The following is a 21,504-nucleotide window of genomic DNA, read 5'->3' as shown; positions in this document are numbered from 1 at the left end:
CCGATGTTGCGCGCCGCCGCCAGCACGTACTGCAGGTCGGCCGAGCCGTCTTCGTCCGGCGGCGTGCCCACGGCGATGAACTGGATCGTGCCGAAGCGCACTGCCTCGGCCACGTCGGTCGTGAAGTGCAGACGCCCGGCTTCCACGTTGCGCGCCACCACCGCATCGAGCCCCGGCTCGTGGATCGGAATGCCACCCTCCTTCAGGATCCGGATCTTCTCCGGATCAAGGTCCAGGCACAGCACGTCGTTGCCCATCTCGGCCATGCAGGCCCCTGACACCAGGCCCACGTACCCGGTGCCGATTACGGTGATTTTCATTCAGTCAGCCCTGAAAAGATTCGGAAATCGGAGCGGCTCACGGCCGGATCAGTCAGCATCGAGCGCAGCCAGCAATGCCTGCAAAGTCGCTTCGCCCAGCCGCCTGCTGCGCGCTGCCGACCAGCCGAACAGCCCGTCCGGCAGATTGGCGTTGTCCTTGAACGGCATTTCCAGCGTCAGCGACAGACAGCCGAACTGGTGAAACACCCACTTCGAAGCCAGCGTCAGCATTTCGTCACTGAAGCGGTCCGGCGCGTAGCCGCGCTCGGTCTGGAAGTCCGGCGTCACCGCTCGCAGCGTGTCCGAAAAGCGCTGTTCGGCCCGCGCGTGTGCCTCGCTGAAGCCCGGCACCATGCAATTGCCGTCGGCGAAAACGAACGGTAAGGTCTCGTCGCCGTGGATGTCGAGGAACACTTCCACACCGGTGGACAGCATGCGCGCCCTGACCAGCGCCACTTCCGGACTGTCGTTCATGTCCGGCTCGCGCCAGGCACGGTTCAGATTGACGCCGCGGGCGTTGGTACGCAGGTTGCCGCGCACCGAACCGTCCGGATTCATGTTCGGCACCACGAAGAAGCAGGCACGTTCGAGCAGCCTGCGCGACACCGGGTCTGACGTGTCGTAGAGCCGCTCGAGCAGCCCTTCAACGAAAAACTCCGCCATGGTTTCACCCGGATGTTGCCGGGCGATGACCCAGATCCGGCGCTTGCCGGGCGCTGCACGACCGATCGTGATCAGATTCAGGTCACGCCCGTCCGGTGTGGCACCGAGGTCGCTGACGGTGGCCACCGGCGATGCATCGGCGGTGCCGAGCAGGTCGAGGTGGCGTTCCCACGGGAAAGGTTCGAAGTAGGCGAAATAAACGCTGTCGAAATCGGGCGTCAGGCCGAACACGTAATGCTGGCCGTCGTAATGGCCCGACTGCAGGCGGAACCAGTTGCGCCGGTCATAGGACGCCAAGACGCGGTAGCCTTCCCAGCCGCCCGCAAAGGTGGCCTGCCCGGCGTTCTCGAACACCAGCGTGCAGGCCTGCGCGCGCGCGCCCTGCAGGCGGAAGTGAAACCACTGGCGAACGTCGGCTGCGTTGTCGTCGCGCAACCGCAGACGGATGTTCGAAGGGTTCGATGCATCAACGACCTCGATGGCGCCGCTGTCGAACTGGCTGCTGATTCTGATCAAGAGTGCGCTCCAAAGTGATCCGCGGGCGAGTATACCGGCCGACTCACCGGCCCGGCTTGGTAGAATCCGCCCTCAGCTTCCGGACCCCGATATGAAACGCACCCGATTCTCCCGCCGTGGCGGCCTCGGCCAGGATGCCGCCCAGCTCACCCGTCTCGCCGACGGACTGGCGTTGTCTGCCAGCCGTGTAGAAGATCGTTATTGGGAGTTGCGACTGACCGAACTGGTGGCCCGACTGCTTGCCGACCGCAACGAAGAAACGCTCAGCGGCGCGCTCGACCACCTGTGGAAGGACAATCCGGCTGCCTATGACGAACTGGCCGATGCGATCGAAGCCGGTGTCGAATGCGGCCTGCCGGGCAAGAGTGCGCAGGACTGGGACGCGGTCGTGTTCACGGCCCCTCTGCTTGCATGGTCGCGCTTTTCCATTCCGGCCGGTCCGATCGCAGCACCGCTGCTCGACACGCTGCGCACGCAGCTCGGCGCTCACGTGATGAGCGCGCACGCAAAGATCGCACTGGCCGATTACCTGTTCAGCCCGGATCAACTGCCGCGCGGCTACGTCGAAGCGCGCGACCTGAGCGACGATCTGGGCGAAGCCGCCCTCGCCGGTACCGACCTGAAGCTCGAAGCGGAATCGATGGGTGAAACGAGCAGCTTCCTGTCGGATACCCGCTACCTGATCGGAATTGCGATTGCGCCGCGCGGCGCGGCGCTGTTCCGCTGGCAGGAAACCGACGGTGCACGCGAGGATGCGGTCAAGCAGTGGCAGACCCAGGGCGCTGCGGCACTGGCACCGATGATGCAGGGCTGCGCCTACGAGTTGCTGGCGCCGAACGCCTTCCATACCGCCTGCCGTGACGCCGATCGCGCCTCGCGTGCCTATTCGCTGCACGCCTCGGTATCTTTCCTCGAAGGCGCGCTGAACACGAAGGCAAGCGGATTGCGCGCCATCGTCGCGCCCTTCCACGACCAGCAGCTGGAGGAATACCGCATCAGCTTCACCGTCGGCGAATCGAATGAAGTCGTGCACGGCGTGGTGTGGGCACTGCTCGGTGCAGAGGACGAAGAAAGCGACATCATCGGCGAGATCGAAGGCGTGCTGCGCAGCAGCGGCGTGACCGACATCCTGGTGCTCGACCATCGCATGCCCCTGGAGTACTGCGATGATTGCGGCGCCCCGATGTACGCCGACGCCGACGGCCAGCCGGTGCATGCCGGTCTGCCGGAAGACGGCGAACAGCCACCTGCGCACCTGCATTGACCGAATCTGCCTTGATCGCACCGGCTGCCCCGATGGGGCGGTCGTCGGTACCCCGGCCGTATCCTCTTTTTTCAGTCTGAAGCCATGTCGCTCGAATCCGAAGTCGCCCGTCGGCGCACCTTTGCCATCATTTCCCACCCGGACGCGGGCAAGACCACGCTGACCGAGAAACTGCTGCTGTTTGCAGGCGCGATCCAGATCGCCGGCAGCGTGAAGGCGCGCAAGGCGGCGCGTCACGCCACGTCGGACTGGATGGAAATCGAGAAGCAGCGCGGCATTTCGGTGGCCAGTTCGGTGATGCAGATGGAGTACCGCGACTGCATCGTCAACCTGCTCGACACGCCGGGCCACCGCGACTTCTCGGAAGACACCTACCGCGTGCTGACTGCCGTGGACGCCGCGCTGATGGTGATCGACGCGGCCAACGGCGTCGAAGCGCAGACGCTGCGCCTGCTCGAAGTCTGTCGTGCGCGCAACACGCCCATCATCACCTTCATCAACAAGATGGACCGCGAGGTGCGCGCGCCGCTTGACCTGATCGACGAACTCGAACGCACGCTGGGCATGGACGTCGCTCCCTTCACCTGGCCGCTCGGCATGGGCAAGGAATTCGCCGGCGTGTATGAAATGCACGCCGACCGCATGCGCGTGTTCCGCGCCGGTGAAGACCGCATTTCCGGCAAGGAAGAAACGCTGCAGGGTCTGGACAACCCGGAAATCGCAAAGCGCTATCCGATGCAGCTTGCAACGGCGCACAACGAGATCGACCTGGTGCGCGATGCCGCCCCGCCGTTCGACAAGACCGAATTCCTGGCCGGCCGTCAGACACCGGTTTTCTTTGGTTCGGCGATCAACAACTTCGGCGTCAAGGAGGTGCTGGACGCGCTGGTCGAACTGGCGCCGCCGCCGGGTGCGCGCCCGGCCATCCAGCGCCGGGTCGAGCCGAACGAGGCAAAGCTGTCAGGCGTGGTGTTCAAGATCCAGGCCAATATGGATCCGTCGCACCGTGACCGCATCGCCTTCGTGCGCGTGTGCTCCGGTCACTTCCAGCGCGGCATGAAGCTCAAGGTCAGCCGCAACGGCAAGGAAATCCGGCCGAACAATGTGGTGACCTTCCTGTCGCAGCGGCGCGAGCTGCTGGAAGAAGCCTACGCCGGCGACATCATCGGTATTCCGAACCACGGCACGCTGCAGTTGGGCGACACATTGACCGAAGGCGAAACGCTGCAATTCACCGGCCTGCCCTTCTTCGCACCCGAATTGTTCCAAGGCGTTGAAATACGTGATCCTTTGCGAACCAAGCAGTTGCGATCAGGTCTTGAGCAATTGGGTGAAGAAGGTGCGATTCAGGTTTTCCGCCCGCTGGCCGGTGGCACACTGCTGCTCGGAGCCGTCGGGCAGCTGCAATTCGAAGTGGTGATCCACCGACTGAAGGCGGAATACGGCGTCGATGCCCGGCTGGAAGGCACCCGCTATAGCATGGCGCGCTGGGTGACCTGCGACGACGAACGCGAACTGAAGCGCTTCATCGACGCCAATGCGCACCGTATCGCCTACGACGCCGTCAACGCGCCGGCCTTTCTGGCAACGATGAATGCCGAATTGCGGGTGGCGCAGGAGAAATGGACCAAGATCAAATTTCACGCCATGCGAGAGCATGCGGGCCTGATGTTTGCCAGCCACTGAGGCACCCACGGCACACTATTGCGGCATCGGCATGATGCCGTTGCCGACCAGCACCTGGGTCACGGTTCCGTCGGCGCTGGTGGCAAAGCTGACGCGCGTGTTGGCCGGGATGTCGGCAAGGGTCCGGCCCTTGCCCAGGCGGCCCTGTTTGTCGACGATGAAGATGACGGTGTTGGCGTTTCCCTTGTAGCGCTTGCCGTTTATCGTCATCGCGCCGGTGGCGGTATCGATGTCGCTGACGTATCCCTGCTGTTCATACAGCGACGGATTCGACAACGGGTGCAGCGGCTCGGCCGCATTCAGCGGCAGCGTGACCGCGGCACACAGCGCGGCGGTGGCGAGGTGACGGATGGACAGCTTCATGTTCAATCTCCGATGATTTCTTTCCAGGACACCCGGCCGGCGCGCACGCCGTCCGACACCACGCGCGAGCGTGCGGTGCCGTCCGAGCCACCGACAATCTGCTGCTTGCCGATCTGCAGCGGACTGCCAGGCAGGCTGTCGGTGCTGTAGCCGCTGCCGACCACACGGCGGCTGGTACTGCCTTCGGTATGCGTCACCTGGTCGCTCGCATCGACCACGCCATTGCGCGTGAAGTCGAACACATCGAAATCCTGCCGGCCGCCGGTGAACGGGTTCACTCCCATCACCCAGCCACGGCCGCCCGGCTCGCACGGGTTGCTGCTCGGAATCAGCGTGCTGGCAAACAGCGTCGTGGCCCCCAGCACCGGCGCATTGACGATGCGTTCACCTTCCGCACCGGCAGTGGGCGACAGCAGATCGATGTACCAGCCGCGCTTGCTGCCCATGTTGGCGCCGCCAGTGCTGTCACCCGGCTTGGACACCACACGGTAATTGTCGCCCTGCCCGGTCGCCCCTTCCTGCAGGATGACCCGCTGCACCAGATTGCTGCGGCTGCCGATCCGGCTACCCGTATCATTCACGCCGTACCAGGTCTGCGTGGCGGTACTGCCCGGATCAGACGTCGCCAGATAGCGCCCGGTGCCGAAGTAGATCCACAGTTTCCGGTCCACCGGATTGAAGCCGATGCTGACGCCACCGGTGATCGGCTGTACCGCATCGGTGGAACTGCGGGCCGTGAACAACGACCGCGGCGCGGCGACGGTGCCGTAGCCCGTGCGCCATTGCGCCGGATTGCTGCTGCTGGTGTTGAACTTCCACAGATTGCCGAGCAGGTCGCCGGCGTAGAAGTAGTCGAAGTCGCCATCGCGATCGATGTCGACGCCCTCGGCCGCCGCAAGGCCATTGGGTGACGTGCTGGAACCCTGCATCGTGTCGATGCGCTGCACGACCGTACCGGTGGCGATGTCGAGCACCAGCAGCACGGCGCGTTCGTTCGCACTGTTGTAGCCATTGCCGATCACCACCGCCCAGTTGCCGTCGTTCATGCGTGCGATGGCCGGACTGCCGACCGTCTGGCCGAGATCTTCATCGCTGAATTCCCACAGCACCTTGTTCGCCGCGAAGCTGTCCGGGTTCGTCACGTCAAGCGCATAGACCGTCTTGCCGCCACGCCCCTGGGTGCCGATCAGCACGGTGCGCCAGGCACCGGAGAAATAGACCTCGGCCACGACGGGCGAGCCGTCATTCATGAATTTGTGGACGTACTCCGGATTGGCCAGCAACTTCATCGTGCTGAAGGCACCGGTCGGTACGTAGGCAAAACGCTCTTCACCGGTGCGCGCATCGAAGGCATGCAGCATGCCGTCATTGGCTGCCACATAAACCATCTCGCGCCGGCTGGCGACAGCAGTGCGATGCGCCTGATAGCTGGTTGCACCGGTCCAGCTGAAGCGCTCGAAGCGCAGATCGGTGACCGCACCCACATAGGCCGGCAGCGAATTGACGATGTCGCCCACCACACTGGTGCGGTTGCGGAACGATCCGCCATTGCGCGCTTCACCCGTGGCCGCCCCGCGCAGGTAATCCAGCGTGGCGGACGACCCGATGGCAGTACGTTGGGCGGCGCTCAGATTGGCCCACTGAAACGTGATGCCGGCGGTACCCGACCAGGTGTAGATGTTGCGGCTGGCCGCAGCAGGAATGTGTTCCGATGCCTTCCACGACGGCGTCGTTGCGAGCGTGCCATCGGTGTTGATGCGCGTGGCCACAAGGTCGCCGGTCCAGTTGCCGCCGACGAAGCGCGACTGGAACAGCAGCGTATTGCTGGTCAGCGACGTGCTGGTGGCGGCGACATTGCCGGTCGAGGCCACCCGCTCGCTGATGTCGGTCAGCACGGCCGACAGGCCATCGGTGAATTGCTGCGGATCGGCGGCATTCACGAACGCACCACGCCCGTTGAGCGTGGCGTGCCACAGGTCGTCGAGCTTGGCGGGCGAGCTGTTCGCCGGATCGGGCCAGCTCTTGGTGCCCGCGGTGAGCGCCGGCAGATCGGTCGCCGGATCCAGCGTGCCGCTGACGCCCAGCGACAGTCCGAACGTCACCATATGCTGCCAGTTGGCGCTGTCGCGAGCACTGGTCGGTACGTTGTCGGCAATGCCGGTACGCAGATCTCGCTTGTAGTAATACATCGCCACATCGGCCAGCGTATTGCTGTGCGTGTCGCGATAGGGACGCGCCTCGGTGCCGTCGGAATTGCCGATCAGGTTCAGTGCGAACACATCGCTCCAGTAGCCGTCGGTGGTCAGGATGGTGAAGGACTGCCGGCAGGTCAGCGGATTGGCGTAGCCGGTCTGGCGCCAGGGGTCATCGTCTCCGGTCTTGCTCTCGTAGTAATTGCCGGCCCAGTTCAGCGCGGTGCGCAGCGGCGTGCCGGCCGGATTGATGTTGGTCTCGAGCAGCCGCTGGAACCAGGTTTCGCGATTGGTGCCGGTGAAACCACCGTTGGTCGGGATCAGCAATTCGCCCGAGCCATTGATCGTGCGGAAGCCCACACGGAAATTTTCGCCCAGCCGGCCGAACGCGATCGACGCGCCTGCACGGGCTGTCAGGATGCGGCTGCGGTAATACGAGAACCAGTTGGCAAAATTCTGCGTCTCCTCCGCCACCGTGCGGGTCGTGCCGTCAGGCCAGGTGAAGGACGTGATCTCAACCTCGCCGGCTGTCACCGGATCGCGCCGGTAGGCGCGCGTGCCGCGGATCTGGTACTTGGTGTAGTTGGCCGCCGAGACGCGTGAGCCGTTGCCGCGATAAATGTAGAACGTGATCGGCCGGAAGGTGTGGTTGCACGGCGGCACGCAGGCATACGTCGCCGAGTTCTGATTGGTGTTGGTGTTGTTGCGGAACCAGAAGGCGGACAACGTCTGCTCGGCCGTCAGGTTCAGGGTGCCGCGATCCGCATGCGCCGGGTTGTACGGCGCCGCGGCCGGATTGACATTGCCGAATGACACGCCGGTATGGCGCAGCCACGGGCGATAGTCCGTCTGCGGGTTGTAGAACACTGCGTTGTTGTCGGGCGATCGGCCGAAGAAGTTGTGGATATTGTTGTCTTCAAAAGTCGGAATCTGCTCCGCGTAGGACAGACCACCATAGACCGAGTCCGGGAACGGAAACAGATAGTTTGAGAAGTAGAGATTCTCGTCCGGCATCACCTCCCACTGCATCGAGCCCGAGTCATCCAGCAGGAACATGAGGTTGGGCGCGACCGCGCTGCCGACCACAAGCGGTGCGTCGGCGATGTCGACGGCAGCACGGGCCGGCGCGCTTGCCAGGAATGTGGCGATCTGCAGTGCGGCGAGCAGCAGGCCGGCGAGCATTCGATGCATGGGGATCATGGTCTGTAGGTGGTCTGCAGCAGCACGGCAGGCCGACCGGCGGCGGGGGCACTGCGCGCAGTGATGCGGTAGCGCGGTTTGAGGCAATCGGATGCGATCGTCGTGACGGTGTCGCAATCCGGCGTGGATGGCCAGAGGCCAAGATCTTCTATGAGGTACTGCGGAACGCCGGCCGCCTTGGCGCGCGTATCGGCATCGGCGGCTTCCCACCAGACCGTCGCCGACGCCCAGACGGCGGCCGGATCCTCCCAGCGGTTCAGGAATGAACTCGCACCCGGTGTCGGCTTGGCGTACAAGCCACTGACGGTGCCGTCGAACGGCCCGGCCGTACCGCTCGCCAGCAGGGTTTCGGCCTCGCGCAGCGACGACTCGGCCGCCTGGAAGGCGATCGCACGATCGTACAGATTGGCGCTCATGCGCTCCTGCATGCCGGTGCCGCGCATGCTGGCCAGGCCGAGCAGCGTCACTGCAAGCAGCAGCATCAGCGCGACGACCAGCGTCACGCCGCGTTGCCGGGCGGGCAGCATCGAGTTCATGACATCCGGTTCCTCAGCGTGACCACGTGGGTCATCGTGCGACGCACACGATCGGCTGCCGTCGAGGGGCGATCGGGCTCATCGATGATCAGCCGCAGACGCACGCCGATCACGGCGTTCCAGTCGGTCACCGCTGTCGCCGCAACATAGGCGGTGGCACCTTCGGGGAGGTAGTCAACCTGCAGGTCGACCACACCGTCGATCACCTCCTCGGCAACCAGCGTGAGCGTGCCGGCGTCGTTCTGCGGCGCCACACGGTACAGCGAGCGCGATGTGGTCGTGGTGCGGCCGTTGTTGCCGACGTACCACGCGAGCGACTCCAGCCGCATCGCCACCGCGTTCGCCTCGAAGCGATAGGTCTGGCCACTGGCGCTGCAGTCGGGCGGATCGGCAAAGCCCAGCCCACGCGTGCAGTTGCCCGGCGAGCCCGAGTTGCCGTGTTCGACCTGGGTGCCGTTGGCGTCGGTCACCTGGAACAGGCTGGCCTGACTGAAATTGCACACGATGGCCAGATCCCCCGTGGCAAGCGCGCGGTTGGCCGGGCTGAAGGTGATCAGCTGCGTCGCGGTATCGTGTGCCGATATGGTTTGCGGCTGACTGCCGGTGCGCATCACCTGCAGCGCTGAGGTCCCGGCCACGCGCTGGCCGGCAGCGCTGCCGAAGGGCGCGCCGGCAAAGGCCTCGCTGCCACCGTAACCGCGCAGACCACCATTCCACTGCGTCCACCAGAGCGATGAGGGATTGTTCAGCACGTTGACGAACTGCAGCGCGCCGCCGCAGGAGTTCAGGCCGGCGTCGCGGATGTCGCGCGCCAGCAGCTCGAAACCAGTTCGGGCCGCCTCCTGGATGCGCGACAACCCCTCGGTCATGTTGTAGGTCTGCCGGTTCGACAGCACCAGACCGATCGCGGTACCGGTGATGAACAGGCCGATGGCGAGCGCGATCATCAACTCGATCAGCGTGCGTCCATGCTGTGCGTGCGGGCGCATCACAGGCGGGCCTCGATCTGGAACAGCTGGCTGGCGGAGCCACCGCGGGCGCGGCTGTCGTCCCAGCGCACGGTGATCACGCAGCTACCGGTCGCGCCGCCGGCGCAGGTCACGCCGCCGCAGGCCGAACTGCCCATGCTGGTCTGCAGGTCGGAGATCCAGTTGGCCAGTTGCGTTTCGGCAAAACTGCCGGCGGCCGGCGGTGTGCAGGTATCGGCGGCCAGTGCGAGGTTGTAGCTGCCACCGCGGGCCGCGGCCACATCGGCGCGCAGCCGGTCAATCATCGTGTAGGCACCGAGCACGGCGGCGCTGCGTTCGTAGGAGCTCTGGTTGGAACGCAGCGACGCCATCTGCAGCGCCGCCATGCCGAGCATGCCGACCGACAGCACGAACAGTGCAACCGCCACTTCGATCAACGAAACGCCCGCCTGCGCCTTCATCAGGTATCCCCCGGCGCAGCGCAACTGGCCGACGTGCTGCGTGCCACCCCGATGCGACTGCCACCACCCAGACGGATATCGCGCGCATTGCTGGTGATGCCATCGATGACCGTACACAGGCGCAAGGTGCCTGACTGCAGCATCGTCTGCCCTGGTGCCCGCGCAAGGCCATCGGGACGATAGACCACGCGGTTGCCGCTGGCTGCCAGCGCGGGACTCGCCAGCACCCTGACCTGATCGCCCAGGAAGACATGGGTGCGCACCACAACCTCGACCGGGTTGGTCACGGCATTCGGATTATAGGCACCACTGCCGTCGGCATCGATGAACACCATCCAGCCTGCCCAGGTGCCGTCGGCATCGGTGACGCATCCGCCTGCGGCATCGATCTGCCCTGCCGTCACCGCCGCCCGGCACAGCACGCTGCGCGCGTTGCCGCGAATGGCTTCCGCGCGCGCGCCGTTCATGCCGGCAATGAATTCATTGGCTTCGGCAGTCAGGCGATTCATCACGACCAGACTCTGGAACGAGGGCGCGGCAAAGGTGGTCACCACCGCCAGGATGGCGATGGTGATCATCAGTTCGATCAGCGTAAAGCCCGAAGCGGGCGAACGGCGGTGCATCGGCGGACAGAGGGAAGGCGATCCCTCTGTTACGGCCGCAGGCCTTGAAGCTTGAGTACGCCCCGAAGGGGTGGGCGCAAACTTCTGTGTCGTGTCAGCGCCAGCAGGCGGCCGCCCGCGTTGCGCATGTGTCACCGGTACCTGTGGCGGCTTTCGCGCCGGTCTGATTGAGACTGAGCGTGCAGCCGCACTTGGAATCATTGGACGACTGGCCGGACTGCGGGACAGCCGTGATCGTGTAGGTACGGGCCGCAAGCGTAGGGGCGGGAAACGTATAGAAGCCGGTCAGATCCGTCCGGCACTGCTGGTTGGCCGGCAGCGTTGCACCGACGTAGGTGAGCGCGGTCGTGTATTGACGCTCAAGCATCTGCGCCTGCTCCGACAGACAGGCAGCCGCCGTCGCGCGCCGGCTGTCGATGACGTATTGCGTGTAGTTCGGATAGACGATGGCCGCGAGGATGCCGATGATCGCCACGACGATCATCAGTTCGATCAGCGTGAAGCCGCGCTGGAGGCTGTGGTGGATGTTCATGCGCACGTAGTAGGTCCCGGTATCAGTCATTGATCAGTTCTCGCCACGACAGCCGGCCGAAAATGTCCGGCAGATTCAGGCTTTCGCACACCGTTTCGCCGTTGGCCAGGCCGATCAGCACGCCGGCCTGACCGCTGAGGGTCGTGCAGGGCGAACCGAGCGGCTGACCACCGGTGCCACCGGTGCTGCCGCCACCGCTGACCGAACCGTCGCCGGCGGGTGCGTCGTTGCGCACCAGGATGGGTCGCGACGGGATGGACAGCAGTCCGACACCGCTGACGTTGTAATTGACCGACGGCTGTCCTTCGACGCTGACGGTCACCGGTTCGCGGTTGATGAACACATTGTCCTGCAGACGGCCGCCGGTGTAGGGATCAAGCGTCAGCAGCCAGCCGTTGCCGCCCGGGCTGCAGGGGTCGTCGGCCGGGATCGCGGTGGTGGCGAACAAGGCGGTGCTGAAGGCCTGCACACCATAGAACATCCGCTCGCCCTGCTGGGTGCCGCTCGGCGGCAGCAGGTCAAGGTACCAGCCCTGCTTCACGTAATTGCCGTCGGCATCGGTGATGGCCGCACCGCCCGACGTGTCGCCCGGCGCCGAAATGACGCGAACGCGATTCGGATTGATGTCGGTCGTCTCCGGCGTGAAGAGCGCCGTTTCGAACAGCACGACGCGCTGCGCGAAGTTGCTGCGGCCGCTCACCGGCGAGGTCAGCGTATCCCCCAGATAGTTGTCGTACAGCCCGTACCAGGTCTGCGTCGAGGTGTCGGCACGATCGGTGCCTGCCAGGAAGCGGCCGGTGCCGAAACTGATCCAGCGCACACCGTCCGCCGGATTCAGCAGCACTTCGATGTTCGAAGTGATGGCCTGCGGATTGCCCGATGCGTCGAGCGCGCGATAAAGCGGCATCGGCGCTTCGCTCGTTCCGAAAGCGACCTTCCACTCGCTGGCCACGGTCGATGTCAGGTCGAAGCGCCACACGTTGCCGCGCAGGTCACCTGCATAGGCGTAATCCGCCGTGCCATCGCCGTCGTTGTCCCATTGTGTGATGTCGGCCAGGCCATTGCTGAGGCAGGGGCTGTCGGTCGACACGCAATCGCCGGTATCGATCTTGCGGATCAGCGCGCCGGTCAGCGCATCGATCACGAACAGGAAGCCGCGGTTCTGGTCGCTGTTGTAACCGTTGCCGATCAGCACCGCCCAGCGGCCATTGTTGAGCCGGGTCAGCACCGGATTGCCGATGAACTGGCCGAGATCCGAATCGGTGAATTCCCACAGGATGCTGCTGGTGCCGAAGGCATCCGGATTGGTGATGTCGAGCGCAAAGACCTGGCGACCGCCGCGACCTTGCGTGCCGACCAGCACACTGCGCCACTGTCCGGTACCGCCCTCACCGCTCTGGTAGACATCACCGGCGCGCAGGAAACCGTCGACGATGAAGCGGTGCGCGTAGTTGGGCGACGTGAGGGTCCTCATGGCCGGCAACGCCGCACTGGGTACATAGGCGAACCGCTCGACACCGGTGGCGGCGTCGAAAGCGTGCAGCATGCCGTCGTTCGCGCTGACGTACACCATTTCCCGGCGCGCCGCGACCGGCGGTTCAGCCGTGGAATCGGCAATCAGGCTCTGACGGAATGCCTGGTAGGTCGACGCACCTTCCCACGTGAATCGCTCATATGAGAAGTTATCCGGCGCCGCGACGAACACCGGCGACGAATGCACGATGTCGCCGAGCACCGACAGGCGGTTGCGGAACGGCCCGCCCTGATCGACCTCCTGCGTCCGCACGCCGCGCAGGTAATCGAGCACCGCGCTGTCGTCGCCCAGTTGTGCCTTCTGGGTGTCGCTCAGGTTGTCCCACAGAAAGGTCACGCCCAGCGTCGCATTGCGGGTGTAGATGTTGCGGCTGGCCGCTGCAGGCAGTTGTTCCGATGCCTTCCACTGCGGCGTCGTGCCCAGGCCGCCGGAGGTCACCGTGAAGGCCCACAGGTCGCCGGTCCAGACCTCACTGGTGAAGCGTGCCTGGAACACCTTGCTGCCTTCGCGCAGCTCGGTCGACGACACGCCGAGATTGGACGACGATGCGGTGCGCTGCACGATGGTGTCCAGAGCGCCCTTCAGACCGTTCGCGAATTCTTCCGGCGTCGCCGCGCTGACGAACTTGCCGCGACCGTTCACCGTCGCGTGCCACAGGTCGTCCAGCTTGCCGCTGTCGGTGGAGGTGCTGGGCCAAGACAACTCGCCCGAAGTGAGCCGCGGCAGGTCGGTGTCCGGATTCAGCGATCCCTGCAGACCCAGCGCCACGCCGAAGGTGACCATGTGCTGCCAGTCCGCCGGGTCGGCATCGCTGGTCGGCACGCGGTTGGCAATGTCGCTCCGCAAGTCGTTCTTGTAGTAGTACATGGCAACGTCGGCAAGCGTACTCGAGCGCGTATCTGCGTAAGGAGCCCCTTCTGTGCCGTCCTCATTTCCGATGGCGTCATTCACTTCAGCCACGCCAGCGGGACTGTCGTTGTAGTAGCCATCGGTGGTCAGGATGGTGAAGCTCTGGCGGCAGCTGAGCAGGCCGTCCGGTTCAGCCGGACCCCACGGATCGTTCTCACCGGTGGTCGTCCGGTAGTACTCACCGGCGCGGGCCAGTGCCACGCGCAGCGGTGTCGTTGACGAGCCGCTTGAGGCAAACATGTTGTTGAACCATGTTTCGCGGTTGGTGCCGGCGAAGCCGCCGGTCAGCGGGATATCCATCTGCCCCGTGGTGCCGTTCAACTGCCGGAACCCGATGCGGTAGTTCTCGCCCAGCGTCGAAAAAGCGGCACTCACCCCGTTCTTGGCTGCGTCGCGACGGCTGCGGCTGTAGGTGAACCAGTTGGCGAAGTTCTGCTTTTCCTCGGCGATGGTGCGCGTCACGCCACCCGCCCAGTTGAAGGTCGTGACCGACGTGACCGAGCCATCGGCCAGATCGAGCCGGTCGGCGTCATTGCCGCGGATCTGGTAGCGGTAGTAGTTGATGCGCTCCAGATCAGATCCGGTGCCTTTGTAGACGTACCAGGTCATCGGCCAGAAGTTCTTCACGCAGTTGCGCGTGTCGACCGCATTGCTGTCGTCCTGGTCAAACTGGGTACACGGCGCCGACGGACTCCGCGGCACGTTGGTGGTGCTGAACGAAAACGTCGTGGCGGTCGTGTTGGTGACCCAGCGAAAGCGGCCAGACTGCTCTGCCGTGAGATCGATGCTCGACGTGTTGCCCGGGGTGTACCGGGCGTTGGTCGGGTCCGATGCGTCGTACTGCGTGCCTTCCGGACCCGTCCAGCGGCGATAGGTGACGGCTGGGTTGTAATAGACCCGGTTGATCTGGCTGGTACGCATCGCCACATTCAGGATGTTGGCGTCGTCGTAGTCAGGCATGTAGGCCGAGGAATTCCCGGTGCCTGCACGGATCGAAAAAACGAAATCCCACAGGCCGACAAAACGATCCGGCAAGGCCTCCCAAGACATCGAACCGGAATTGTCGAGAATCATCAGCACATTGGGCGCCGCCGTCACATTCAGTATCAGCGGATTGCTGGAAATGGGCACCTGCGCCTGCGCTGGCGAACACGCCAGCCAGACCCCGAGCACGCTGGCGCAGGCAGCACGCAGGCCGGCAATGGCGAAAGAACGAACAGCACTCATGATCGGAACTCCCGGTTCATTCTATGGACGATAGGTGGTCTGCAAGGCGACGTTCGGCCGTCCCTCGACCGGCGGCATGCGCGCGGTGATGCGGTAGCGCGGCCCGCGGCACGACGTGCTGCCGCGGCGGCTGCAGCCGGTGCCGTCTTCGAATTCACCCATGTATTCGATGATGAATTCCGGCGGGGTGTTGCTGTTGTCGCTGAGGCGGGCCTTCATGGCCGTATCGATCTGGCCCCACCAGGTGGTGGCCTGTCGCCACTGTGTCGTGGAATCGTTCCAGCGCTCGACGTACGCGGGCGCCACCGGTGTGCTTTCCTCCGAACCGCCCCCGCCACCACTCGGCGGCGTCGGTGCCGCGACCGCGCACAGCGGCGGCGTGCCACCGGGCAGGCAGTACAGGCCGTTGCTGTTGGTGACGGTCGTCGTGACGGTGATGCTCGCTTCGGCCTCGCGCAGCGCCGATTCGACCGCCTGGAAAGCCAGACTGCGGTCGTACATGTTCGCGCCCATCTTCTCCTGCATGCTGGTGCCGCGGATACTCGCCAGCCCGAGCAGGGTCATGACGATCAGCATCACCAGCGCGACCAGCAGCGTGGCGCCGCGCTGCGTGCGCAGATTCGGTTGTCGCGCACTCATGACACGCGGTTCCTGAGATTCACGACATGGGAAATTCGCCGTGTGAGCCGGGCGCCCACGGCATTGGTCGCCGTGCCGGTATCCGGCGCATCGATATCGAGCTGGATCTGGATGGCGACGACCTCGTTCCAGCGATTGAGTGCCGTGATGTCCGTCGCCGTGACGTAGTCACCGCCCGGCAGGCGATAGGTGATCTGCATGTCACGTACGCCTTCGACGATTTCCTCTGCCACCGGCGCGGCGCTGCCGGCACCGTTGTTGCCGACGCTGACCCGGTACAGTGAAGTCGGGCTGTTCGTGTTGCTGCCGCGACCGTTGTTGCCGACGAACCAGGCGGCCGCCTGCAGCCGCATCAGCTGCGAGCCGGGCGGAAACACCTTGCGCACGCCGGTGCCGGCGTCGCAGGTCAGCGGCGTGCGGAAAGCGAGGCCACTGGAGCAATTGCTCGGTGAGCCCGTACCGATGTCGTGAACAACCGAATTGGTCGACGCATCGACCGCACTGACCTGGAAGATCGCGCTGTTATCGAAGTCGCACAGCACGACCAGATCGCCGCTGACCAGCGTGTGCGGCGCGGCAAGCGTGAGGGTCGATGCCGCGTCGTTGTGCACGCTGACCGACATCGCTGCCGTCCCGCCGTGTATCGCCTCGACCAGATCGGTGCCGGTCACCCGTTGCCCGACGCCGGTGCCGATGACGGCGGCCAGCGAGGCTTCCGTGTTGTTGAAGCCACGCAGCCCGCGCGTCGTGTCGGACCAGTTCGACCACCACCTGGTGCTCGGATCGGCCAGCAGATTCAACACGCGGGAGCGGCCACCGTTGCAGGCATTGATGCCGACGGCACGCAGGTCGCGTGACATCAGCTCGAACGCCATGCGGGTCGATTCCTGGATGCGCGACAGAGCCTCGGTCGAGCGGTAGGCCTCTCTGTTGCTGATCACCATGGCGATGGCACCCGCAGATACCACCAGGCCGAGCACCAGGGTGACCAGCACCTCGACCAGCGATGTGCCGCGCTGGGAAGAACGGAAGATGTTCATATGCGGACGTCCACCTGGAATGTATGGTCACTCGCGCCATTGGTCACCCGGCTGTCGTCCCAGCGCACGGTGATGCGGCAGGACACCGGCGTACCGGAGCAGGTGATGCCACCGCACGAACCGGCGCCAAGATTGTTCGCCAGGCCCGTCAGCCACTGATTGATGTCGATCGTCGCCGGCTCGGTACCGGTGGGTATCTCGCACCCGGAAGCCGGCAGATCACGGTTGTAGGTGCCGTTGCGCGCCAGCACCTGATTGCTGCGCATGCGGTCGGCCATCGAATAGGCCGCGATCACCGCCGCATTGCGCTCGAAGGCGCTCTGGTTGGCCTTCATCGCCATGGTCTGCATGCCGGCAATGCCGAGCATGCCGAATGCCAGCACGAACAGCGCGACCAGCACTTCGATCAGCGACACCCCCCGCTGCATCGGTCTAGATTGATGCTTCATCAGCTTCCCTCCACCGGCGTGCTGCCACCACCGCCTTCTTCGACGGGCTGCACGGTCACGCCGCAATTCGCGTCATTCCCGCGTGCGATCGACATGCGACTGCCCGACACGAGCGACACCACCCGCATGTTGCTGCCGCCGAGCGCGCCGCTGCGATCGCACACCCTGACCTGTGCCGTTTGAAGTGCCAACGATCCCTGGCCACGCGCCATCCCGTCGGGACGAAACGCGATACGGTTACCGGCGGCCGCAAGGTCATCATTCGAAATGAGTTCCAGTGCGTTGCCGGCGATGGCCTGCATCCGCAGAATGCGCTCGGTGCCATCGATGGCACCGTTGCTGTTCTCGTCGACGAACACTGCCCAGGCCTGCCAGGGCTCGCTGTTTGCCGTCGTCACGCATCCGTTGGTCGCACTGAAATTCACGACGCCATCTGCTGCTGCTGCCCGGCACAGCAACACGCGCCGCTGGACACGGACCGCCTCGGAACGCGCCAGATTCATGCCCGACAGCAGCTCGTTCGACTCGGCTGTGAGGCGGTTCGACGCGATGAAGCTCTGGAATGCTGGAAATGCGAAAGCCGCCAGGATGGCCATCAGGGTGACCACGATCATCAGTTCGATCATCGTGAAGCCGGCGTGCGCAGGGCGAAGACGCGTCATGGACAGGCTGGACCGGAAAGGGAGTTCTGATTTCAAGTTACGTCAAGACCACCGTCCGGCGCGAGCCGCCAATGACGAACGGCAGGAAGCAGCGCCCGAACGGCGCCGCTGCGGTCGATTGCCGTGACATCCGTCACGGCGCATGAGACCTGCGTGCGATCGGCGCCCGCGGCCGGGTCGGGCGCGCCGTGCGGGCTTGCACCTTCAGGCGCGTCTTGCCGGCCTGAATCACCGGCTTGTATCGTCATCATGCCGCGTGCTGCACAATCCGGTCAGTTCAACCCGATCATGCCGCCCCTGCACCATGCCTGATAACGACAGTCCCGCCCGAACGCTCGGCCATCTACCCGAGCACCCACTGCGCTACAAGCTCAACAACGAGGTGCACGCCCGGCCGCCGGTATCGCTGACCCATCCGAAGCGCGTGTCCTACCTCGCGCTGATCCATGACGGGACGACGGAAGACAGCGAACTGCAGCAGCTGCGGGCCCTGGCGGACGCCTTTGCCAAACCGTTGCCGGAGGCGGATGGCGGTCACCTGCAACTTGATGTCGGCGACTTCCTGCTGAAGTGGGAGCGGCACAACGAGTTTTCCAGCTACGCCTTCTTCTGCACCCCGCGCGCCGACGAAACCGACGCGCGTCACGGCGCGCTGCCGCGCGTGCCGGCCGGCTGGCTGGAAGGGCTGCCGGGCTCGGTGATCGTGGCCACCCATATCGAACTGCAGTCCACTACCGCACTCGGGCCGAAATCCGTCATGGACGGTCTGATCGCCAGCGGTCGCCAGGGCGTCGCCTCACAGGTCGCCGACGGTGCGGCATGGGTGTTCACGGATTTCATGCTGACCGACGGCTGGTCGCGCTACCTGGTGCTCGACGAGCGTCTGACGACACGTCAGGCGGGTCGCACCGTGCAGCGCCTGCTCGAGATCGAAACCTATCGTGTCATGGCCCTGCTCGCCTTTCCGGTCGCCAAAGATGTCGGGCGCCTGCTCGGACGCGCCGAAGGCGAACTCGCCGACCTGATGGACAGCATGGGCACGGCGACGACGCCGGAAGACGAGCGCAACGTGCTGTCGCACCTGACCCGGCTCGCCGCCGAGGTGGAACGCTCGGTGGCGCGCACCACCTTCCGCTTCGGCGCGGCGCAGGCCTACTACAGGCTGGTGACCAGCCGGATCGGCGAATTGCGCGAGCAGCGGGTCGAAAGCTTTCCCACCATCGGCGAATTCATGGACCGCCGGCTGGCACCCGCAATCAACACCTGCGAGGCGATTGCACGACGGCAGGAAGAGCTGTCGGGGCGGATTGCGCGCAACTCGCAACTGCTGCGGACCCGGGTGGACATCGAACTGGAGCGCCAGAACCAGGAGTTGCTGGGGCAGATGAACCAGCGCGCGAAACTGCAGATGCGGCTGCAGGAAACGGTGGAAGGCCTGTCCATCGTCGCCATCACGTATTACGCGTCGCAACTGGTGCAGTACCTCGCGAAGGGCCTGCATGCCTGGCTGCCGCTCAGCCCGGAAACGATCACCGCGATCTCGATTCCGGTCATCGCAGGGCTGGCCGCACTCGGGCTGCGCCGGATGCGGCGCAAGCTGGCGGCCGAAGAAGGCACGAACTGACCCATGCAGACGCTGCGTCACGCCACATTGGCCGACATTCCTTACCTGTGCGCCCTGCTCGCACAGCTGTTCGCGCAGGAAGCCGAATTCGTCGCCGACGCGGCAACGCAGGCGCGCGGTCTGCAGCGCATCCTCGAGGCGCCGGACAGCGGCGACATCCTGGTGCTTGCAGAAGATGATCGTCCGGTCGGCATGGTCAGCCTGCTCTACCTGACCAGCACCGCGCTCGGCAGCCGCGTCGCGTTGCTGGAAGACATGGTGGTGGCGCCCGGGCAGCGCGGCCGCGGCTGTGGCAGCCGGCTGCTCGAGGCCGCGATCGACTGCGCACAGCAGCGCGGGTGCCGCCGCATCACGCTGCTGACCGATGGTCACAACCTCGATGCGCAACGCTTCTACCGGCAGCATGGATTCGCAGGCTCGGACATGAAGGCGATGCGATTGATGCTCGACTGATGCGCAGGCCACAGTCCGCATGCTGCTGCATCCGTATTGCGATGCGCTGCGTAAGGTGTTCAACAGGGCAATCAGGAAAGGATCATGGGCCGCAGCGCACCGTTTGCGCAGACATTCCCGATCGTCGTCCTGTCGGCATTCGTCCCCATGAACCCGATGTCATCCGACACCGCAGCGCCCAGCCCTTCGTCTGACGACGAGGCGCTGCTGTACGCGCTCATCGGCCGCATGGCCGACGGCGACGAAGCGGCACTCGGCCGGCTGTACGACCACGCGGTGCGCCGCGTATACGGTCTCGCGCTGCGCATCACGCGCAACCCGCAGATCGCCGAGGAGGTCGCCGAGGAAGTGTTCTGGCAAGCGTGGCGACAGGCCCTGCGCTTTGACGCCGCGCGCGGCAACCCGATGGCGTGGCTGATGACAATGACGCGCAGCCGGGCACTCGACGCGCTGCGTCGCACCGACGACGCGGAGCTGCATCCGGAGCCGGAAACACTGATGGCCGTGGAAGCCGCCTGCGAAGGCGATCCGCAGAACCTGCTCGAAGCAGTGCAACGGCAGCACGCGCTGCACGCCGCGCTGGAGTCGCTGGACGCGCTTCCGCGACAATTGCTGTCACTCGCCTTTTTCCGCGGACTGACGCACGAAGAGATTGCCGAGCAGTCCTCCCTGCCGCTCGGCACTGTCAAATCACACATCCGGCGCGCGCTGACCGCGCTGGGAAAGGTACTTCCGCCGGACATGGCCGCACTGGATACCCACGCATGAGCACGCCGCCGCTTCCACCCGAGGACGAAACGGGCGACACGCTGCAGCAACTGCTGGCCGCGGCGCTCACGCCGGTCGCACTCGAGCCGGCGCGCAGCGACGCCTTGCGCAGCCGGCTGCTCGCGCGCGCCCGCGACAGCGTGCAGGCCCGGGCGCGCCACACCCGGATACGTGCGAGCGAAGACGGCTGGGCGCGCGTGGTCGATGGCGTACGCGCCAAGCTGTTGAACGAGGGCGCGAGCACGCGCTCGGTGCTGGTCGAATTCGACCCGGGCGCCGCCCTGCCGATGCATCGTCACCACGAGCACGAACAATGTCTGGTGCTGCGCGGCGACCTGCAGATGGACGACCTCGACATCCGCGCCGGCGACTATCACGAGGCGCCAGCCGGCAGCCGGCACGGGCGCGTGCGCTCGACCGGCGGCGCGCTGATCTATCTGCGCGGTGTGTCGCTCGGCCACACCGGCCGGGTGATCCGCGACATGGTCACCGCGTGGCTGCCCAGCCGCGGCAGCGCGCCGCACACGATCCGCGCCGGCGAAGGCCTGTGGTCGGACCTGTCACCCGGCGTGCAGGCCAAGCGCCTGTTCGACGGAGCGGACGAAGCATCGATGCTGCTGCGCGTCGCACCCGGTGCCCGGGTGCCGAAGGCGCTTGCCGCGGCCGAGGGCGAATACCTGGTGATCGAGGGCGAGGGATTTGTCGGCGACGCCCTGCTGCGCGCCGGCGAGTACGACTATGCACACCCGGACGCCGACGATTTCGAGTTGAGCAGCGACGTCGGCGCGCTGTTCTACCTGCACGGCAGGGTGGCGCAGGCGCTGCGGACGAGCTAGGAGCTTGCTGTGGGAGCTTGCTGTGGGAGCGACCGCTCC

The 21,504-nt window shown here is 65.2% G+C and carries 20 protein-coding genes; 6 read left to right on the top strand and 14 right to left on the bottom strand.

All coding sequences use genetic code 11. The features are described 5' to 3' along the window. Both NMQ16_RS13510 and NMQ16_RS13505 read right to left on the bottom strand, forming a co-directional pair. Window positions 1–320: 2-dehydropantoate 2-reductase N-terminal domain-containing protein (locus NMQ16_RS13510; RefSeq protein WP_373566790.1), on the bottom strand; the 320-nt coding region annotated here is incomplete at its 3' end. A gap of 48 nt (window positions 321–368) precedes the next feature. Then, window positions 369–1,499, bottom strand: a complete 1,131-nt coding sequence (locus NMQ16_RS13505; RefSeq protein WP_257081296.1) for a M14-type cytosolic carboxypeptidase — start codon at window positions 1,497–1,499, stop codon at window positions 369–371. Between the two features lie 91 nt (window positions 1,500–1,590). Between NMQ16_RS13505 and NMQ16_RS13500 the strand changes: the two genes are divergently transcribed. Both NMQ16_RS13500 and NMQ16_RS13495 read left to right on the top strand, forming a co-directional pair. Continuing rightward, window positions 1,591–2,763 (top strand): DUF2863 family protein, encoded by a 1,173-nt coding sequence (locus NMQ16_RS13500; RefSeq protein WP_257081295.1) that lies wholly within the window; start codon window positions 1,591–1,593, stop codon window positions 2,761–2,763. Between the two features lie 84 nt (window positions 2,764–2,847). After that, the gene (locus NMQ16_RS13495; protein WP_257081290.1) at window positions 2,848–4,449 is read left to right on the top strand and encodes a peptide chain release factor 3; all 1,602 of its coding nucleotides are present in this window, start codon (window positions 2,848–2,850) and stop codon (window positions 4,447–4,449) included. A 15-nt stretch (window positions 4,450–4,464) separates the two neighbouring features. On the opposite strand, the gene NMQ16_RS13490 is transcribed toward NMQ16_RS13495, so the two are convergent. The 12 genes from NMQ16_RS13490 to NMQ16_RS13435 form a co-directional block, all read right to left on the bottom strand. After that, a complete protein-coding gene (locus NMQ16_RS13490; protein ID WP_257081289.1) occupies window positions 4,465–4,812 on the bottom strand; it encodes a hypothetical protein in 348 nt (115 codons plus the stop codon). Between the two features lie 2 nt (window positions 4,813–4,814). After that, entirely contained in the window at window positions 4,815–8,195 is a 3,381-nt protein-coding gene (locus tag NMQ16_RS13485; RefSeq protein ID WP_257081288.1) for a pilus assembly protein, read from the bottom strand. Window positions 8,196–8,200: 5 nt separating this feature from the next. Further along, complete coding sequence (locus NMQ16_RS13480; RefSeq protein ID WP_257081287.1) at window positions 8,201–8,740, bottom strand: PilX N-terminal domain-containing pilus assembly protein; 540 nt, start codon at window positions 8,738–8,740, stop codon at window positions 8,201–8,203. Continuing rightward, window positions 8,737–9,729, bottom strand: a complete 993-nt coding sequence (locus NMQ16_RS13475) for a PilW family protein (protein ID WP_257081285.1) — start codon at window positions 9,727–9,729, stop codon at window positions 8,737–8,739. The genes NMQ16_RS13480 and NMQ16_RS13475 overlap by 4 nt, the downstream gene beginning before the upstream one ends. Continuing rightward, window positions 9,729–10,169, bottom strand: coding sequence for a type IV pilus modification protein PilV (pilV, locus tag NMQ16_RS13470; protein ID WP_257081284.1), 441 nt, complete (start codon window positions 10,167–10,169; stop codon window positions 9,729–9,731). The genes NMQ16_RS13475 and pilV (NMQ16_RS13470) overlap by 1 nt, the downstream gene beginning before the upstream one ends. Beyond that, window positions 10,169–10,792 (bottom strand): GspH/FimT family pseudopilin, encoded by a 624-nt coding sequence (locus NMQ16_RS13465; protein WP_257081283.1) that lies wholly within the window; start codon window positions 10,790–10,792, stop codon window positions 10,169–10,171. Before NMQ16_RS13465 ends, pilV (NMQ16_RS13470) begins: the two co-directional genes overlap by 1 nt. A gap of 94 nt (window positions 10,793–10,886) precedes the next feature. Beyond that, window positions 10,887–11,354 (bottom strand): type IV pilin protein, encoded by a 468-nt coding sequence (locus tag NMQ16_RS13460; RefSeq protein ID WP_306441827.1) that lies wholly within the window; start codon window positions 11,352–11,354, stop codon window positions 10,887–10,889. After that, the gene (locus NMQ16_RS13455) at window positions 11,347–14,994 is read right to left on the bottom strand and encodes a pilus assembly protein (RefSeq protein WP_257081281.1); all 3,648 of its coding nucleotides are present in this window, start codon (window positions 14,992–14,994) and stop codon (window positions 11,347–11,349) included. Before NMQ16_RS13455 ends, NMQ16_RS13460 begins: the two co-directional genes overlap by 8 nt. 21 nt (window positions 14,995–15,015) lie before the next feature. After that, window positions 15,016–15,633: a PilX N-terminal domain-containing pilus assembly protein gene (locus NMQ16_RS13450; RefSeq protein ID WP_257081280.1), complete on the bottom strand. Its 618-nt coding sequence runs from the start codon at window positions 15,631–15,633 to the stop codon at window positions 15,016–15,018. Beyond that, a complete protein-coding gene (locus NMQ16_RS13445) occupies window positions 15,630–16,673 on the bottom strand; it encodes a PilW family protein (protein WP_257081279.1) in 1,044 nt (347 codons plus the stop codon). The genes NMQ16_RS13450 and NMQ16_RS13445 overlap by 4 nt, the downstream gene beginning before the upstream one ends. Continuing rightward, window positions 16,670–17,122, bottom strand: a complete 453-nt coding sequence (pilV, locus tag NMQ16_RS13440) for a type IV pilus modification protein PilV (protein WP_257081278.1) — start codon at window positions 17,120–17,122, stop codon at window positions 16,670–16,672. Before pilV (NMQ16_RS13440) ends, NMQ16_RS13445 begins: the two co-directional genes overlap by 4 nt. Next, entirely contained in the window at window positions 17,122–17,784 is a 663-nt protein-coding gene (locus NMQ16_RS13435; RefSeq protein ID WP_257081277.1) for a GspH/FimT family pseudopilin, read from the bottom strand. Before NMQ16_RS13435 ends, pilV (NMQ16_RS13440) begins: the two co-directional genes overlap by 1 nt. A 304-nt stretch (window positions 17,785–18,088) precedes the next feature. Here NMQ16_RS13435 and NMQ16_RS13430 point away from each other — a divergent pair, with 304 nt between their 5' ends. The 4 genes from NMQ16_RS13430 to NMQ16_RS13415 all read left to right on the top strand — a co-directional run bounded on the left by NMQ16_RS13430 (window position 18,089) and on the right by NMQ16_RS13415 (window position 21,465). After that, complete coding sequence (locus NMQ16_RS13430) at window positions 18,089–19,408, top strand: DUF3422 family protein (RefSeq protein WP_257081276.1); 1,320 nt, start codon at window positions 18,089–18,091, stop codon at window positions 19,406–19,408. A gap of 3 nt (window positions 19,409–19,411) precedes the next feature. Then, the gene (locus NMQ16_RS13425; protein ID WP_257081275.1) at window positions 19,412–19,861 is read left to right on the top strand and encodes a GNAT family N-acetyltransferase; all 450 of its coding nucleotides are present in this window, start codon (window positions 19,412–19,414) and stop codon (window positions 19,859–19,861) included. Window positions 19,862–19,945: 84 nt separating this feature from the next. Then, entirely contained in the window at window positions 19,946–20,629 is a 684-nt protein-coding gene (locus NMQ16_RS13420) for a sigma-70 family RNA polymerase sigma factor (RefSeq protein WP_257081273.1), read from the top strand. Then, the gene (locus NMQ16_RS13415; RefSeq protein WP_257081272.1) at window positions 20,626–21,465 is read left to right on the top strand and encodes a cupin domain-containing protein; all 840 of its coding nucleotides are present in this window, start codon (window positions 20,626–20,628) and stop codon (window positions 21,463–21,465) included. Before NMQ16_RS13420 ends, NMQ16_RS13415 begins: the two co-directional genes overlap by 4 nt. The last annotated feature ends 39 nt before the right edge of the window (window positions 21,466–21,504 follow it).

It is taken from the genome of Methyloversatilis sp. XJ19-49, assembly GCF_024580145.1.
GTDB lineage: Bacteria > Pseudomonadota > Gammaproteobacteria > Burkholderiales > Rhodocyclaceae > Methyloversatilis.
Note: the sequence above shows the minus strand (reverse complement) of the source record. Positions and strands in the feature narration are given on the sequence as shown.